General features: G+C 55.5%; 16 protein-coding genes and 1 tRNA gene. 4 read left to right on the top strand and 13 right to left on the bottom strand.

All coding sequences use genetic code 11. From position 1 onward, the window contains the following. Window positions 1–18: 18 nt before the first annotated feature. From K9U38_RS19020 to K9U38_RS19010, 3 genes are all read right to left on the bottom strand, one after another. Window positions 19–1,137 (bottom strand): hypothetical protein, encoded by a 1,119-nt coding sequence (locus K9U38_RS19020; protein ID WP_224495928.1) that lies wholly within the window; start codon window positions 1,135–1,137, stop codon window positions 19–21. 20 nt (window positions 1,138–1,157) lie between these two features. Further along, window positions 1,158–1,859 carry a N5-glutamine methyltransferase family protein gene (locus K9U38_RS19015; RefSeq protein WP_224495927.1) on the bottom strand — a complete coding sequence of 234 codons (702 nt, stop codon included), beginning with the start codon at window positions 1,857–1,859 and terminating at the stop codon, window positions 1,158–1,160. Between the two features lie 61 nt (window positions 1,860–1,920). Next, window positions 1,921–3,351, bottom strand: coding sequence for an oligosaccharide flippase family protein (locus tag K9U38_RS19010; RefSeq protein WP_224495926.1), 1,431 nt, complete (start codon window positions 3,349–3,351; stop codon window positions 1,921–1,923). Between the two features lie 347 nt (window positions 3,352–3,698). On the opposite strand from K9U38_RS19010, the gene K9U38_RS19005 reads away from it, so the two are divergent. From K9U38_RS19005 to K9U38_RS18995, 3 genes are all read left to right on the top strand, one after another. After that, entirely contained in the window at window positions 3,699–5,261 is a 1,563-nt protein-coding gene (locus K9U38_RS19005; RefSeq protein WP_224495925.1) for a glucosamine inositolphosphorylceramide transferase family protein, read from the top strand. Between the two features lie 395 nt (window positions 5,262–5,656). Continuing rightward, the gene (locus tag K9U38_RS19000; protein WP_224495924.1) at window positions 5,657–6,334 is read left to right on the top strand and encodes a sugar transferase; all 678 of its coding nucleotides are present in this window, start codon (window positions 5,657–5,659) and stop codon (window positions 6,332–6,334) included. Window positions 6,335–6,413: 79 nt separating this feature from the next. Further along, window positions 6,414–6,671: a hypothetical protein gene (locus K9U38_RS18995; RefSeq protein WP_224495923.1), complete on the top strand. Its 258-nt coding sequence runs from the start codon at window positions 6,414–6,416 to the stop codon at window positions 6,669–6,671. Window positions 6,672–6,674: 3 nt separating this feature from the next. On the opposite strand, the gene K9U38_RS18990 is transcribed toward K9U38_RS18995, so the two are convergent. From K9U38_RS18990 to K9U38_RS18945, 10 genes are all read right to left on the bottom strand, one after another. After that, complete coding sequence (locus tag K9U38_RS18990; RefSeq protein WP_224495922.1) at window positions 6,675–6,821, bottom strand: hypothetical protein; 147 nt, start codon at window positions 6,819–6,821, stop codon at window positions 6,675–6,677. Between the two features lie 199 nt (window positions 6,822–7,020). After that, window positions 7,021–8,319 (bottom strand): glycosyltransferase family 4 protein, encoded by a 1,299-nt coding sequence (locus tag K9U38_RS18985; RefSeq protein ID WP_224495921.1) that lies wholly within the window; start codon window positions 8,317–8,319, stop codon window positions 7,021–7,023. Between the two features lie 14 nt (window positions 8,320–8,333). Further along, window positions 8,334–9,560, bottom strand: coding sequence for a glycosyltransferase (locus tag K9U38_RS18980; protein WP_224495920.1), 1,227 nt, complete (start codon window positions 9,558–9,560; stop codon window positions 8,334–8,336). Between the two features lie 365 nt (window positions 9,561–9,925). Next, window positions 9,926–10,666 (bottom strand): TfuA-like protein, encoded by a 741-nt coding sequence (locus K9U38_RS18975; protein ID WP_224495919.1) that lies wholly within the window; start codon window positions 10,664–10,666, stop codon window positions 9,926–9,928. An 8-nt stretch (window positions 10,667–10,674) separates the two neighbouring features. Beyond that, window positions 10,675–11,931 carry a YcaO-like family protein gene (locus K9U38_RS18970; RefSeq protein ID WP_224495918.1) on the bottom strand — a complete coding sequence of 419 codons (1,257 nt, stop codon included), beginning with the start codon at window positions 11,929–11,931 and terminating at the stop codon, window positions 10,675–10,677. A 72-nt stretch (window positions 11,932–12,003) separates the two neighbouring features. After that, on the bottom strand, window positions 12,004–12,387 hold the full coding sequence (locus tag K9U38_RS18965; protein WP_224495917.1) for a hypothetical protein: 384 nt from the start codon (window positions 12,385–12,387) through the stop codon (window positions 12,004–12,006). Window positions 12,388–12,494: 107 nt separating this feature from the next. Then, complete coding sequence (locus tag K9U38_RS18960; protein ID WP_224495916.1) at window positions 12,495–12,758, bottom strand: hypothetical protein; 264 nt, start codon at window positions 12,756–12,758, stop codon at window positions 12,495–12,497. A gap of 36 nt (window positions 12,759–12,794) precedes the next feature. Beyond that, the gene (locus K9U38_RS18955; protein ID WP_224495915.1) at window positions 12,795–14,822 is read right to left on the bottom strand and encodes an AfsR/SARP family transcriptional regulator; all 2,028 of its coding nucleotides are present in this window, start codon (window positions 14,820–14,822) and stop codon (window positions 12,795–12,797) included. Between the two features lie 377 nt (window positions 14,823–15,199). Next, complete coding sequence (locus K9U38_RS18950) at window positions 15,200–15,559, bottom strand: hypothetical protein (protein ID WP_224495914.1); 360 nt, start codon at window positions 15,557–15,559, stop codon at window positions 15,200–15,202. Window positions 15,560–16,297: 738 nt separating this feature from the next. Further along, window positions 16,298–16,373, bottom strand: a tRNA-Phe gene (locus K9U38_RS18945). A gap of 191 nt (window positions 16,374–16,564) precedes the next feature. On the opposite strand from K9U38_RS18945, the gene K9U38_RS18940 reads away from it, so the two are divergent. Further along, window positions 16,565–17,650, top strand: a complete 1,086-nt coding sequence (locus tag K9U38_RS18940; RefSeq protein ID WP_224495913.1) for a Gfo/Idh/MocA family protein — start codon at window positions 16,565–16,567, stop codon at window positions 17,648–17,650. Window positions 17,651–17,654 lie beyond the last annotated feature (4 nt).

The following is a 17,654-nucleotide window of genomic DNA, read 5'->3' as shown; positions in this document are numbered from 1 at the left end:
GTCCGCCGCATCGCGCCTTCAGTTGAAATCGTCGCCATTGAGCCGATTCCAGCCCTCTCCGGCCAGGCCGTTGAAGAAGGCATTTCCTTCCGTGAACGCATCAAGCACTCGCGAATCGCGCGAATGCACGACTGTGGACGACCGTTGGAAGAATATGCCCCGGCGCACCATCATTGCCTGAAGGAGGTGGGGCTGTGTGCGGGCACGGACTGCAACGGCACCGTTGGAGCGTGCATGGTTGAGCAGGCTGTCCAGTACGGCCCCCTCCCGTTCCTTCGCAGCCAGAACCTGCAACACCCGTGCGATCCGCCCGGGAGCGCCATGATAGAGATAGGCTCCGACAGGCACGCCATTGCGTGATCGGACGACCCGGCTGTACATGGCGCCATAGCTCGATTTGGTTCTCGCTTCCTGGAGGATGTATTCAAGATCCGGTGTATCCCAGACCGGACGCAGGCTGAAACGTTCCAATAGTGATGGAATAATGCCTGCGAGTGAGTCGCAGTCGATATCACTATCGACAAATCCGTTCATCTCGGAAATGGGAGCAGAGTCCGGATGACTCCCTTTGGAGAGCTTGAGGCTAGCGGCATCAAGTGGCTTTGCCAAGGGTGCCAAGAGCCGCATTCCCTGAAAGCGGCCGGCGGCAACCTCGATGGCGAAGCCGGCGGGACGAAAAACCCTGACCCATTCCAGACTATAAGCTGGCAGTACAGATCCGCGCAATTTACACCACATGATTCGCGAAGTCTCGTTGGCCGTCTCGCTGAGAGAGACGTCCTGTGGGCCCGCGAGAAATGCCCGAAGCAAACGTGCCCCGGCCAGAGGATCATCGGCGTAGTCTTCGACCATCAATGGTCCGCAAATGGCCGCGCGGACAAGCGAGCCGTCGAGCGACATTCTTAACGGAATTGAACCGATGAAGCCGTTCAGCACACCGTCGCCGCGAACATGGACCTGCGAAATAATGTCCGAATCAGCACGTGACGGATGGAGGTAGAGTTTGGACAGGTAATCCACCAGCGATTGGGGCACGGATGCCTTAGTGGTCTTGAACATATTCCAGAACATGCTTGCGACCGCAGGCATGTCCCGCGGTGTGATGTTTCTCACTTCACTCATCGCAATCCTGTCCAAGTACTCTACTCCTTCATCAATCAAACTTGTTTGTGCGCTACCGCAACGCGGGGGATACCCGCCTCATTGTCGACGAAAGATATTTGATCATATGCAGCAGCCCTTGAGAGGAGGTGGGCGACTTGCTGATGCTGTCCCTCGCCGAATTCAAAAGCCAGGATGCCACCCGGCCGAAGGAATGATGCCGAATCGCGCACTACGCGCTGGAGGATCGAGATGCCGAATGGGCCCCCATCGAATGCCTCCCTGGGTTCATTGACCAGAAGATGCGACAAACTATCCTCGAGGCGTCGCGCTGAGATATACGGCGGATTGCAAATGATCATATCCACCTTACCCACGAGATTCTGTCCGTTCATCGCATCAAACAAATCCCCCTGATAGATTTTGACGCGCTGCTCAAACCCCAAGCGCTCGACGTTCCGGCGAGCAAGATCAACCGTTTCATCGGTAAGATCGGCTCCCAGCACCCGTGAATTGGGTAGGGCAGCGGCCACCGCAAGGCCCAGATTTCCGGAGCCGCAGCACATGTCGATCACGAGAACGGCAGATTGTTCCTTCGCCAAGATGTTGATCGCAGTGAGGCCGAGCAATTCTGTCTCTTCGCGCGGGACGAGAACGCCCGGAGCAATCTCAAGTTCGACGCCAAGAAACCGGTGGAGCTTCGGCGAAACTGTAGCAATGCCTGATGCGAATTCTGTCGTTCCGGTTGTTTCGTGCATTGTTCCCTCTCCTGTCGTCTGCGGTCGGCCGATTGATTGATACTGGCCGGTTAGAACCTCGTTAGGTGCTTTCCTGTCTCTGAATCGAAATGCGCGGGTGTTTCCAAAAAAAGCAAAGGTAGAGTGTTCCGAGCACGCCGGAATAAATCACGGCACCCGTCAAAATCTGCAGACCGAGCTGTATCTCTGGTGATACGGCGACTGCTGAAACCCAGATCACACCCGCCACCATCGCTATCAGAGCCGGTGCAACGATAGAGGCATGAAACCCGACGGTCTTCCAAGCGACTCCGCCGTAGTGGCTTTGCAGCCAGATCGTTACACAAACCGTGATCAGGCCGGCCATCAACTGACCGATCGCTACGCCCACCGTTCCAAATGATACGGATGCCAGGATGAACGTCACCGCGATCGCCGCATTCAAAAGCGAGATGAATGGCAAGCGGCGCACCTGTCCGGTCAATGACAGCAGGGGCTCAGTCAGGACATTGGGTATGTAAAGCATGTAGACAAGGGCTAGGATTGACGTAAGCGGTGCAGCCGGGTGCCATTGTTCGCCGAGCAGGAGAACAACCAGATTTTCCGATATCAGGGCCAATCCGATGAAGATCGGTGCAGCCAGCGCGAGCAGGATCGGCAGGAACACGGCTGCCTCCTTACCCACGTTTCGTTTCAGTTCGGCCGCACTGTGATCTTCCCGCACGGCACGCCGGAGGCTCACCCAGGCAATCAGGCGAGCAGGTTCTTCCATCAATTCGGCGAAGGAGGAGCCAAGGCGTTCGGCCACCCGATAGTAGCCAACGCTGGTTGCACCCAGAAAAATACCGATAATGAACGTCACCGCATAGGTATGAAAGTAGGCGACCATTCTGGTGGCGAGAATATAGCGTGAGAATTCGGCCAGTTCGCGCACCACAACCCAGTGCAAGCGCAGGCGGGGAATCCATCTCGTCGTCGCAATGGCACAAGCGAGGTACGTAATCTGCATGCAGAATTTGCCAAAGGCCAAGGCGAATATGCCCCAGCCTGACATCAGGCCGAACAACGCCGCCAGCAGGCCAACGCCTTCGCCCACCATGAGAAATATGGAATGCAGTTCGGCACGGCTTTGCCGCACCAGTAATCCGGCATAGACGGCACTGACCGTTGAGAATACGACCCAGACCGAGAATAGCGCCAGCAGCTCGCCAGCCAGCACCATGTCGAAAAAATCGTACATGACAGCGGAGGCCACGGTTCCGGCACACATGGCAATTACACCGCTGACGAGGGCTGCCGTGGCAATCTGGTCGAACAGTGAGCGGTCTTCCCGGCAGCTCATGAGGAACTCCCGGGATCCCGCCTCGGATACCCGGGTCAAGAAAATTGCGACCGCAAGGGTGAGGGTATAGACGCCGAATTCAGCGGCTGAAAGCATGCGCGCAGCGAGGACAAAGACGGCCACCTGCGCAAGCTGCGCGGAAACACGTGACGCCATTGCCGCAAAGCCCATCACAGCCGCCTTTTTGGCGGAAACGCTTTCCGTATTCTTCTTAGCTATCTGTTCCAGGTCAGTATCCCCAATTTCGCCCAAACTCCGATAGCATCGGATCGGTAGACGTTCTGACTTCTTGTTTTCATTTGAGAATTTGCGGTTGGCCCACAAATGAGCACTCCATAATTGATACCAGATTAGCGGCCCTTATTCAGGAACTATCTTGCTAATCAATTAGATTAGGAGTCCTAGACGACCACCTTTTAAAGTGTGACATTCAGGATGGGATCGTACTCAGCCGGCACGGTTACGACGCCAAAAAGGTGCGCTGGGGGAGCTGGGTACGCTGCACTTTTGGGGGCGATATGTCAAAGCTTCGCATTGGCGTTCTAGCAGCGTCAATTGATCAATTGCGCAATTGGGAACTCAAGCTTCTCAACGACATTCTGGCCGATGACCGGCTTGATTTTTATGCAGTGCTCCTGACCAAGCCATTCACGGCACCGGCTGCGCCACTGTTGGGAAGACTGTCGTACAGTCTGGACAAACGCGTGTTTGCGCGTCAGCCGGCCTATCCGGCAAAGCAGGTGCTTTCGCGTCTGCGAACCCGGCCGCTTATCAACCTACTCGACGACAATGATCTGTCGAACCTGAACCTGGACGTCGTCGTCCGTCTCGCCGCCGAACCACTTGCCGATGAATTGCTCAAGCACATCCGCTTTGGCGAATGGACATTGAGCTTCACGGATACTCAATCACCAACGTTCGACTGGACAGGTTTCTGGGAGGTGAAGGAACGAGGTCCCTTGACGATCACTGCGGTCAACGTCCGGCGAGCCTCCGAAACCCGGTCCCGAACCCTCGCCACGGCCGCATACAATACCAAGTTCAGTGCCGCGCTGAATGGCGCATTCGTCGAGGAAAAGTCCGTCATTCTCATGATGCGCGAACTGCGCCGACTCGCAGATACGCGGGAATTGAGGGTTGAACGGCCAGAACAGTTCAAAGCCAAGGCCGAAATGCCAGGTACGCTCGATGCCATTGCGTATATGTTCAGGCTTGGCGGCAATGTTCTTGGAAAGATCCTGATCCAGGCGAGATCGAGGCTTGGCCTCGACGCCAGGAGCTGGCGCGTGCACATGGGGCGCGGGACGGTGGAGAATTTCTCCCCCGGGCAAACAACCGAGCTGAAGCTCGCTGACGGAATGTGGGCTGCAGATCCATTCCTGTTCCGCTGGAACAACGAAGACTATATTTTCTTCGAATGTTTTCCGAACAACCGGCAAAACGCCTGGATATCAGTCGCGAAATTAACCGACAACAAGGTCGAGTTGCTCGGCACCTGTCTGCGTACGAACTATCATTTGTCCTATCCATTCATCTTCAATGATGGTGGCGAGATCTTCATGATCCCCGAGACCCATCAGACAAACCGCGTGGAAGTCTGGCGCTGCACCGAGTTTCCCCTGCGCTGGGAACTTTATGCTACGACCCTAGAGGGCCAGAGCCCCGCCGACACAATCATGTTCCGCACCGGCGGACAATGGTGGCTGCTAACGTCCCTGTCGGACCATTACGCCTATATGGATCACTGCAGCGAACTCTACGCCTTTGCAGTCGATGGACCTGCTCTGCGGTCCGTTGTCCCCCACAAGCGCAATCCCGTCATTATCGGCAGCGACGTCGCCCGCAATGCCGGACGCGTGCACATGGTGGAAGGTCGTCTGCTGCGCCCGTCACAGTGCAACTCGAATGGCACCTATGGTTACGGACTGAACATCCAGGAAATCACGAAGATCGACAGCGATGACTATGTGGAAAGCGCTGTCCGGCTGGTGAGGCCTGATTTCATGTCCGGAATTGTCGGATGCCACCACATCGACATCCTTGGTGACCGCTTTGTCATCGATTTATGCAAAGCGAAATAAGGCCGGATACATCGGATGGATTCGCGGCCATATCAAAGGCCTTTTGTGAGTATTTCACAATTATTTTATCGAGCATCCATCTTCGCCATAAGGCATTAGTAATTATTGCTAGTGACATCCGCTACCCCGTTAATCACTATTAATTATTGACGGAAAACCAATATACTATACCTTATTTGAACAAGCAGAATCATAAAAAAGAACATAATAACAGTACAATAACGACAATACTTGTACATATTGCGTATAGATTTGTCTTTGTATTGTATTCAGCTTTGATAGTTCTTGGGGTATCAACGAAAAAAGCCGGTCGTGGAGTAACCATCTCACGATCTAAAAGCAATACGCTTTCGAAAAGCGTTTAGTATTCGAAAGGGTGGGTCGGGGCCAATATCATGTCGTACATATCAGAACCGCTGATTGAACAGCGGGCCGAAAACACGCCGGTAAAAAACCGGTTCCTTTATGAAACTGCCAAGAGGACGCTCGACATTGTTTTTGCTGTCGCTGCGCTTGTATTCCTCTTTCCGGTTTTGGTTGTTATCGTCGTCGCGCTGGCACTGCACGACGGCTTTCCGCTCGTCTACAAGCAACGACGTATCGGACTGAATGGCAAAGAGTTCACCTGCTACAAGTTTCGTTCCATGGCGAAGGATGCGGATGCGCGCCTGGCGGCATTGCTTTCGCAATCACCCGAAATACTGCGCGAATGGACGGAAAGCCAGAAGCTTAAAACTGATCCGAGAATTCACAGGCTCGGACGGTTCTTGCGCGTCTCAAGCCTCGACGAGCTGCCTCAGTTCATCAACGTCATTCGCGGCGAAATGAGCATTGTCGGACCACGGCCGATCGTGATGAACGAAATCTGCCGTTATGGCGACTCATACCGCTACTACAAGGCTATGAAGCCTGGAATAACGGGCTTGTGGCAAGTCAGCGGGCGGAGCAGCACCGGCTACGAAGCCCGGGTCAAACTGGACACGGACTATTTCAAGACGCGATCGATCTGGGTTGATTTGGGGATCATGATACGCACGGCGTGGGTCGTGTTCCTAGCGAAAGGTAGTTGCTAAAGCAAAGCACCTGCCTCCTCGCGGCCGCGATACGACCAGACAAAGCCATTTCACACAACTTCTATTGCCCGGGGTATTTATGCGTCACCGCCTTCAGACATTTTGTCCTTCGAAAACGGTGCATTCACGCATCGTGAATGCGCTGTGGATCGAGAATGGTGGTACGCCCTGGAACATGCCGCCCGACTGGGAACCTGACCGCGCCTGGGCTGCGCAGCTGGACCTGAACCTGATACCCAATCTGGGTCCGATGTCTGTAGCAATCCTGGAAGAGTGGCTCGCTGCCGGGGATGATGAAGATCCGGACGATGCTCCTGAACCGGAGCCCCAAACATAAAGATCAGAGAAGGCGCCAGACGACAGTCCAGAAAATCACGCAGATCAAGAGGGCTGCCCAACGGATCAGATACTTTTCCTCGATCATGTCGAAAAAAGACTTCGACGGACGATCATCGGATGATTTCAAATTCTCGGATGAATTTTGCATCGATCTCTGGAGTTAGGACTCATCGATCGAGACAGCCGATTTAATCCTGGACTAAGCCGAAAGCTGGCCCGGTCAAGGATTTAATCACCTCTCTCTCCCCTCAATGCAGACTATATGCCATAAATATGAATAAATGGATAGCCGTTAGGGGCCTTTCGCAGGCATCCCTCAAAATGTGTAATCCATAGTGTCCCAAAAACTACAGCGAACTTGATAGCCGCTGCGTCGATGGCGGGGCTGACGCACGCAGCTGCATAGCGTCCATTTCAGGCCGAACCTGTTCGGCCAATCGCGAACGGTAGAGGGCAATGAATTCGTTGCACCAGCTCTGCGGCGTATTTGACAATCTTGGAGAAAGCTCGAACGCCAGCTCGCTCATGCGATGCACGACCCCATCGTCATCCAGTTTGGCAAAGGCTTCGGCCAGGCTCGACGCCGTTACCTGTTGGGCAACGATGCCGCAACCCAACTGCTGCGCTTCGTTGGCCACGAAGGCGGACTTGAATGCCACGATCGGAATCCCGCTTTGCATACTCTCGTGGGCCACCAAGCCGAACGGTTCAGGCAGTCTGCTCGGCATGACGACAAATCGGGCGTCCTGCAGTAGCCGGTTGATTTCATCATGGGTGCGCCACCCTTCCCATTGGACTTCGGGATAGCGCTGCAGCAATTCTGTGCGAAATGCTCCGTCACCGATGACCCGGAGCTTGCGGCCGACACGGCGCGCAGCTTCGGCTGCGATATCGACGCCTTTCTCGAACTCCAGCCGGCCAATAATGAAGATATCGCTGTTATTCTCCGCCGTTACGCGGGTTTTTGCGAATGGCTTGACCGGATTCAACACAGTCTTGATGCGTTCTCTCGGGATTCCACCACGCTCAAGCCAAGCATTCATCATGGGATGAATCGACGCGATCGTGCATCCCGAATTCGAAAGGTCCAGCAATTGCGTACGCAGCCAGGACCGCATGAAACGCCATAGCTTGTCCGCATAGCGCCGCTTGTCGCAACTGGAGGCGAGACACTTCGCACTCAAGGGGGTCAGCTCACAAACGGTGTTCTGCTTGAAATTGGCGTAGCTGCCGTTTGGACATACCAGTGTGAAATCATGCGCCGATACGATCAAACGGTCGTGCACCGGCTTGAGCGCGGAGAATATCGACGGCGACAGGATCTGCGCCCATGCATGGACATGGTAAATGGTACCCGGCGTATCGTTGAGTTCAATGTAGCGGCGGATCGCCTTGTGGGCTGCGGAATTATAGGCGCCGTTGATGATGCGCTTGTGAATGGGCAGTTTGAGCAGCGGTGCGCTGCCGAGCCCCGAAACTTCGATTTCCTCGTCATGCAAGGAGAAATCCGCTCCGGAGTCGCCGCTGAGGAAAGTTACGGGAATGCCTGCCTCGATCAAGAGCCGCGCAGACAAGAGCGCCAGCACCGCAGCGCCACCGCTTGCGACGGCCTCATCGTTGATAATGACAACACGTTCCAGAGTCATTGCAGTTCCCGCAGTTATAAATTCGGACGTATCACATTGGAATTGGCCTGTGGTTTGGTCTTCATCGAGAGCACCAAGCCGTTTGTCCTGCCCCAGGCTTCCCCGACCGCAGGCGCATTGCCTTCGATCTGATCAACCGTGGCCTGAACTGCGCGCCGCTCGAACTCCTTGCGTACGAGAGCGCTGATCTTCTTCTTGAAATTGTCCTTGCTGAACCGCAACGAATGGGCGCGGATGGCCGTTGGCGAGAAACTGTCGGCCATGGCTTCAAAGCGGTTGACGCTTTCGGTGAGGCTATCGACGGTCTGCTCGGAAAACAATACGCCCGAGAGACCGTCGATAACGGTATCGACTGCGCCACCCCGCCCAAAAGCAATCACAGGTCTACCGCTTGCCATCACTTCAACTGGAACAATGCCGAAATCCTCTTCGCCCGGGAAGATCAACGCCTTGCATCGCGCCATGTGGCTCTTCAACGATGCGAAAGGTTGATGGTCGAGGAACCGAATGGTTGGTCCGGCACGGCTCTTCAGTTTTTCCATTTCCTCGCCGGTGCCAATGACCACGAGGTTCTTGTTCATCGCTGTAAACGCATCGACGGCCAGGTCGACACGCTTGTAACCGACGAGCTGACCTGCACACAGATAGAAATCCTCCGTGGTGTCGGAGATTGCGAAATCGTCCACGGACACCGGTGGATGGATAACCACCGCATCGCGCCTGTAGTATTTCTGCACACGGTTGGCGATATGACGGGAATTGGCCACAAAGCAATCCACCCGGGCGCTCGTCGATACGTCCCACTGGCGCAGCCATGAAGCGATGAAGGGCATGAACAGCCTTTTCAGGAACCCAGCGCTTGCATGGTAGAAGAAGTAATGGTCCCAGATATAGCGCATTGGTGAATGGCAATAGCAAACGTGCACTGCGTCGGGCTTGGGTATGATCCCCTTCGCAGGACCTGACTCGCTTGAGATGATCAGATCATATTCGGTTAGATCCATGGTCTCGAGCGCCAATGGCATAAGCGGAAGCAGCATCTGGTAGTGCTTCTTGGCGCCAGGAATTTTTTGCAGGAATGACGTGGTAATCCTGTGGTTCTTCAGGCGGCCCGAGATGGCATCAGGATTATAGACGAGCGTGTAGATGTCAGCGTCCGGATAGATCTCGCTGAGTGCTTCCAGCACCTTCTCCCCACCCCGCATCGACAAAAGCCAGTAATGGACAATTGCTACTTTCACGACTCGCCCCTCAGCTGAAGCCTAGCCATGCCGCGCACCAGGAAGGCGCGCAGGAAGCGGCTGGTTTCGTTGTTATTTTGATATTGGTTAAGCTGGACGGATATTGTGTAGTGCTACGCCGGAACTCCAAATTCAATCTTAATAGAATTCCGGCGTAGGTCCCCCACTGACTGCCCGCTTGCTCCCACACACGTTCTGATTTTTTTGTTACTTTTTCATGCGTTTAAACTTGCGACCACGAGATTGAAATTAGGTGCCCCCCCGTTACGCAAGCGTGACTCAACTCTGTATCGGTCGACTTTTAGGCATTTTCACCCTAATCAATAGGATTGTAAGTCGATCGGGCGAGACCAATCTAAACGCGCCTAGACGCGCAGCTTGCGCCATTGCGCAGTTTCATTGAACTGCCACCCGGAAAACGCGGGAGACACCTTGGCGAGCGGGCCAGAGTGTTTCCGCTGGAGCAGCGCATCGAGCAAAGCCTCGGCATCCTCCCGCTTAATGTTGCGGATGTGAGGTTGCAGGCGTTCGGCCGGGCGCTCCATATCCGATGAGACGGCATCGAAAATACGCCGCCATGTACGCTCCTTGAAGAAGACAGCGTCGGCTTTGGTGCGCGCCAGCGCCTGCTCATCGCGACTGATCGAGCCGGCTGCCAGGGCCGCATCCAGCGTCGCGTCAATTGTGACCATCGCCTCGCTGAACGCGACGTAACCGAATTCGGCCGGTGCATGCACCTGCGCAACCGCGGCATCATCTTCCAAGCCACCAAATGCGTAACGCTCAAACACCGCGCCGATGCCAATCATGCCGAAGGGATGACACTCGGCAGCGCGCAAGGCACCCATGCTGGCGGCGCCATAGACGACGACGCCCTGTGAAAGCGCATGGAGAATTTCCTTGTGCCAGACTGCGGCGACATCCTCGAACCGGCCGTCAACCAGGCCGATGACGCGAAAGCCCTGATCGACCGCATGGGTGATATCTCCGCATTTTGCGGGCCCACGACAGGTCAACCCATATTCGGGCAGGACACGATCTTCGCCGGCACGCTTTGGCACGAACTCCGTTCCGGAAAGGCTGGGACCTGCAAAAAGGATCTTCATCGCCGCTCCTATTGCCGCAACATGGCGTTGAGCGCCCGCCCGCCAAAACGGTGCTTGCGCGTGCCGGCCGGGCTTTCGAGCTCATTGACCAATACGCGGCAGACCGACATGTCATATTCCTCGCCCCCGAGCGGCACGGCGACGACACTGGTAATGCCACGCTGGCGCAATGGCTCGAGATACGTTTCGAGACTGGCACGCAAATGCGGCTCGGGCTCGTCGAACCGCCAATGATCGGCGGGTTTGGCGTGAATGTAGACCGAAAGGTCCGGCGCAAGACGCTGGTGATATTCGGACGGATCGAAATCGTCACGTGCGCCGGAAATATTGGTGATACGCGTCTGCGCCGCCTCGGTAATCGCCCGCATGGCCGCGACGCGCGGCGAAAGATGGCAGCCATACCCGGCGGCGAGATCGAAATGCAGATAAGTTGCGTGCTTTGTCGCCGGGCTTATGGTTGCCATGAAGACAGGAAGGCCGATATCCGACGTCGTGTTGAACAGACGCAACACGAAGTTGGCCGCGGCGATCCGCCCCGCCAGCCAGTCAATGCCACTATCTGCAAAAACCGCCGGGTCAACGCAACGGGCCTCGACACCGGCATCGCGCTGGAAACGCCAGAGCTCAGTGGCATCGCGCTCGACGCGCTCGCATAATCCGTGGATAACGGCTTCCAGCAGGCAATTGCCGGAGGCGAGCCCATCGGTCGACTGACAATAGTGCCAGGATTTGCGCGCCGGCGTGAAGTCGAGCGACACCAGTTCACGCGGGACAAATACTGGCTTCTGTTTCAGCAGGTCGAAACCTTCAAGCCAGTAGTCCGTCTCCTCGGGCCCGGCCTCATCTGCCCCGCGCATCAGGAGCATGCGACCGTCAAACACCTCGTGGCCAGCGTCACGCAATTCGCGGCGGCTAACGGCAAGGGACGGAAGGAGAAGGTCTTCAGCAACGGCGATCTCCGCGGCTTCCATCACGGCAGAAGCCCGAGCGTGCGCGGCGCTGATACCCTTTCCCTGGCTGACGGCAAGCGTGCGGCTATTGGGGCGAACGGCCATCCAGACGGGAATGCCGATGCGATCAAGGCCCGTCACTTCGGCCATACGTACTATACCGAGGCGAGAAAAATGCGGGCGCAACCGGTTCACGGTTTCATCCGCATCGATCAATCGGGTAGACGATGACTCTCCTGCGCGGAAAGCAGAACGAAGGTTTGCTTCGTCTGCCGCCAGCCGGTCCGGAACCGGCATCCCGGCCAATGGTCGCATTGTCACTCCATCAGCCTGCAAATTACACACCCGTTAGACACTATCCGAACATCCGGACAGTCATACTACAGCTCAGTTCAAACCGGCGGGATTCGCGGAATGCATACGATCCGATGAATCGCCGCCGAACGAGAAGGCACGGTCCGACGGATCACTCCTGCCGTCAAATGAGAAGGCACGGTCCGATGCATCACTCCTGCCGTCAAATGAGAAGGCCCGATCCGATGGATCGCTCCGGCCGTCAAACGAGAATGCGCGATCCGATGGATCGCTACGAGTGTCCCTAGCAACGACATCGCTGCCGATCATGCTACCGATCGAGTTCAGAAATTCATGCCCGGCCAATCCCAAGGATTCGATCACATCGCGATCGAGACACTCTGCGCTGCGTGTTTCGCTGTTCACAAGCCAAAGCTTGTTTCGGTCTGAATCATTCACGATGTAAAACTTTGCCATGCGAATACCTTTCTATGAAGGAGAGCCCACATGGCAAAGGTATGACGATTCCAATTCAGATCAAGAAGAACTGTGACCTCTTCTTCAATTTCGGCAAATATTTTTATTTATTTTTTACCTGCATCGGGATTGACCAAGAAGGAGTCGCTCTTGGCGTCAGTCCTACTACTGGTAGCGACTGCGACGCTTACTCCCTTTATAGTCGTAATTCCATTCTTTCGTGCCTTGTCAATTACTCCGATAAACCCAGGGTCTGCAGCATTGGACTTCTTTAATGCAGCGTCAGTTACCGGCTCAACAGTGCGGTTGTCGACATCAACTAACCACAGCTCATTGCTGTTTGCCTCGCCGATAATGAAATACTTGGCCATGCGGTAGATCCCCCAAATGTTACTGTGCGGTGAAGATTATTGAAAGCCGGCTTCCCGTAAGGATGCTTCGTATCTCTTGCGCTGTTCTGGCAGCCTGACACCCAACCCCTTGATCCAGTCATCGATCTTGAAGGTCGGATTGTCTTCCAGCGCATACTGCCTGTATTCAGTCGCCTTTTCGCGCTCTCCGAGCATTGCCCAACAGGCTGCGATCAGGCGGGCAGCCGCGCGAGGATTCTGCATCTGTTGAAGGAGAGCCAAAGCTTCAGAATGACGCTCTAGATTATGCAGCGCGCCGCCCCCAACCCAATAATAGTAGTCTGGGGCCAGCGGATTGTGGGCAATCGCCTGATTGATCTTCTCGACCGCCTGATCAAGCCAGCCATAGTGCGTGAGCGCATCGGCATAGTCAGCAAGCAGATCGGCATGCTGTGGATTGATGGATTCCCCCTGGTCGAAATATTCAAGGCTGTCTTCGAACTTGCCGAGATACATGCTGATGGTACCTAGCTCGCGCAAGGGCCGCTCGTCATCCGGGTCCGCTGGTGCGGCACGCTTCGCGACCTGTTCGCCCTCCAGCAGGATATCCTTCTCGCTGCGCGCCAGCATGAGCCACTCTTTCTGCATGGTACGCGCAATACCGCTGAGCGCGGGAACGAAATCCGGCGAAGCAGTCAGGGCATTCTTGAATGATTGGCGGGCCTGACGCAGTTTCGGAAGATCAAATTTGTCGATTTCCCGCTTGCCTACAAGATACCAGTAGTAGGCATTCGGATCCTGGAACAGCTTGTTGTAGCGATCGAGTTCGGTTTTCTCGATAACAGACACGACGGACAGGATGATGCGGATCGACAGCTGCCTGTATTGCTGCTCGGGCAGGACATAGTCGAACTTCTGCTTCTCGGCCCAAACGATTTCCTGCGTGGCGACGTCGACCAGCTTGACTGACAGGAAGCAGAACCCGTCGCGGCGCACGATCTTGCTGTCGACCGCATAATTGACGCCGAACTGATCACTCAAGCCGGGAAAACTGTCGATTGAAGACTCGGCTACCACCCTGGTCGATGTGTAGGGCGCAACGACGGACAATGTGCGCAGGCGGCAAAGACCAATGGTGATGTCGTCGACCAGCGAGGCGGCGAGCTGTTCCATCGGATCGGCCGCGTTGTGCGGCATGTAGAGCACCATCACCCTTGGCAGGCCGGCCTGCTTGTTCTGCTCGATCTGGTTTTCGGCGCGCATCCCGCGCGGCATCTGGATTTCCACGCCACTGCCCTGCACCGGACCGGTTGGTTGCGGCGGTATGATGAGGCTGCGTGTGGTGGCGGGCGAAAGCTTGGGCAGGAGCTGCTGATAGAGCTCGATCGTCTCTTCTTCGGGCTCCACATCGAGGTCATCGCGCAACTTCTTCGTGCACTCGCGGAAAGTGCGCTCTACCTTCGCGATCAGGCCAAGTTGGGATGCAGTCTGCATCAATGTGCGATAGCCAACTTCCTGGTAGGGATCGATCTCGATCAGCTTGCGGGCGCATTGGCGCTTTTCATCTATGCTGACGCCTACGGGCTTGTTGACCATACTCAGTAGCATGGTGATTAGGTCGTCGCGCAGCCTGACGCGCTCCACATCGAGCCACTCGTCGAAATCGGAATTCTGCGGTTCATTCTGTGCGAGGAGATCGCCAGTATAGAGTTCGCACAAACCCAGTACGGACTCGATATCCCCCTTGCGGGCGTAATTGATGTAGTCGAGCAGGTCAATGCGCAGCAGATCCGCCTTGACCTGCGACAGGTTTAGATAGACGTAGGTAGCATCACCCTGAACAAGGTTCAAACCGTATTGCTCCTGGAACTTGCGGATGCGTGCCAGACTCTGGCGCAGGTTCATGGATGCATGGGCTTGATCCGTGTCGGACCAGAAGAATTGTGAGAGCTTGCCGCGGGAGACAGAATGGTTTTCGTTTTCCAGCAGGAGGTATACCACGATCCGCAAAAAATTCGCGGGTACGCGCGGGACCAGTTGCCCGCCCAGACTAACAGTTGCCTCTCCAAAAACCGCCAGCTTCATTCGTCCTAAACCTTGGATTTTATTTGATTTTTACGTATTCAGTTCCTGCGAATTCATTATTTTTATGCACCAACCAATTTAACTCTACTATAGCTTTAAGTAGTTCTCTATAGGGCATGCTATACAAAAGTCTAATAAATTGGCATTAACGGCGCCACTGCTTTTCACGCGTACTGAACCCCTCAAACATGGGCGCAAACGGACGCTTTCAGCACTTTTGCGTTGAAGCAAAAAATACCGTTGCGAAAATGAATCGCCAGCGAATTACCCCAGTGAGGCGAGCATGCCCCCAACGCAAATTACTATGGACGCAAATACTCAACAGAAGTTGTTTTGTTTCCTTTGGAAACTATTTCATTACTGAACAGCTTGCTATGTCAGCTGTTGTTTCCCATCAACCGGTGTTCCCGGATAAACGAGCCGATGCTGCCGAGAACTCCCTCGACGAATTCAAGTTGCGTATCAAGAAACATAATACGCTGTTCGTAACCTTGAATTGAGACCGTCAGGTCGTCAAGACGCGATTCGTATGCATTGGTATCGTTCTGGCCCGACATGGCCTCCAATGTAAGCGCTGCATCCGCAGACGTGTCGGTGAACCGCTTGCGCAACCCTGCCTTCTCGCGTTCGATTTCGGCAAGCACCTGGCCGAGTGTTGTCTGCATGCGCGTGAAGCGCGAAAAATCGGTCTCTCGATCCCGCCCGAGGCTTCTCGTCGAAAATCCGAACATACCCATGTTCCCGCCTCCTTGCAGATGCACATCAAGCCACGCCCTTTTTATCATATTGCGTCACTGCGTGGCGAATTATTGCGCTCTCCGTCTGCGTCAGGCGAATCTACCCAGATCCCGGCTTTCGCATGTGTCCGGCGATAATGCCGAGGGGTTTCCGATTCGGTCAACTCAATCGAATTCCTTATGTGGATATCCTGCTACGACCCCTCGTGACCGCAATTCCAAGCAAGATCGACCGATGACGGCGCATCATAGCAATGTGACAAGGTCAGGCTCACGGGAACGGCCTTGGCCCGGCGCATATCGCGATTTCGACTTCGTCAGGAGGCTGGTGCAGCTTGGCGCATCCGGGCGGTGTTTGCGGCGTCTGTCGCGAGGGTTTCACGGCATTGATCATATTGGGCTGAACCGGGCTGGACACCGAAGGACCGACATTCCGCATCATGAGATCGCTCAAGATCACCCTCACCGGTCATGGCATTCGGGGTAGTTTGACAACCGGCCAAACCCAATACGAGTAGTGCAACCAAAGGTACTCTCATCCAGTTCTCCAGGACAGGGCTGGCGATGGGCCCCCAGCAGTTCAATCAAGAGAATTTACGCCGCGGCGATAACACAATGCTGCGGCGGCGAAGGCAAGATGTAATTCGGCCACGCCTGCCGCCCGACCGGCATTGTCAATTCTTCCCAAGCGAGTCGGATGAAAAAAGCAAGCGGCAGCGGAGAACCTGGAAGGAGAAGTGGTGCCCAGACGCGGATTCGAACCACGGACACGCGGATTTTCAATCCGCTGCTCTACCAACTGAGCTATCTGGGCACTTCGATGGCGTTACCGTTACCCGGCAAACCCTGACGACGGCTTGGCTTTCCGTCAGAAGCGCGTGGGTTATAACACTAAAAATCGTGCTGTCCAGCATCAACTCGCGAATTTTTTGCCGTTTTTCTGCCTCTTGCACAGGGCATGCATTGGTGCCTTGTTGGGCATATTGGAGACGGGATTCGCATGGCATGAATGAAACGGGGGAGAAAGCGGCCGAAAGCGAGCCTTTTGGCTGGGGAATCATTGGTAGCGGGGAAATTGCCCAGCGATTTGCGTCCGACCTTGCGCTGGTTCCGAATGCGGTCATCGCCGCCAATCATTCGCGTACTTTGGCAAAAGCCGAAAACTTTGCACAAACCTACGGGAGTCGGCGGGTCTACGCCGAACTCGATTCCTTCATGGCCGATTCAGCCATCGATGCCGTCTATATCGCAACCCCCAATTCGCTGCATCTGGCACAGGCCCTCAAGGCAGTGCGTTCCGGCAAGGCGATCCTCGCGGAAAGCCCGCTCGCGCCGTCACACACGGAGGCCTCCGTCATCCAGCGTGAAGCCGCGCGAGTAAACGTCTTTGCCATGGAAGCACTCTGGACGCTGTTTCTTCCGGCGGTCATTGCCGCCAAGACGAGGGTCGATGCCGGCGAGATCGGCACGATTCGCAAGATCACGGCCGAGTTCGCCCATAAACGGGAATATGACCCGAAGAGCCGTTACTTCAGCCGGTCGCTCAGCGGCGGCGCCAGCCTTGATCTCGGCCTTTGTTGCGTGGCGCTTGCCATGCATTTCCTCGGACAGCCTCAGAAGGTTTCGGGCGTCTGGCACGCGGCTCCCAACGGTGTCGATATGAGCTCGGACATCACACTGCATTATGATGGAGCGGAGGCCCTGCTCTCCTGTGGATTTGACCGCGACGGTGCCAACCATTTCATTATTGAGGGGAGCAAGGGAGCACTGCGTTTGAATGGGCCCTTCCCGAATGCGTCGAAGCTGACGAGCTATCACGGCTTCGCGCAAAGGCCGCCCTTCGGACCGGTCCCAGGAGCGGCCGGCGTTCTGGGCGCAATCCTCGATCGACTTCCGGTTCCGGGAAGAAGGATCGAAGATTATCCGTTCGAGGGAAGCGGCCTGCAGTTTGGGGCCATGGCGGTGATGGAAACAATAAAGGCCGGCAAGAAGTCCTCGCCCGTCATCCCCCTCGCCAATAGTATCAATGCCCTGCGCGCCATCAGCATGGTGCTCTCACAACACGCAACGCCGCGGGTCATCAAGCTTTAGCGCT

Source organism: Phyllobacterium lublinensis, assembly GCF_020164435.1.
GTDB lineage: Bacteria > Pseudomonadota > Alphaproteobacteria > Rhizobiales > Rhizobiaceae > Phyllobacterium > Phyllobacterium lublinensis.
This window is presented reverse-complemented; position numbering and strand designations above follow the sequence as displayed.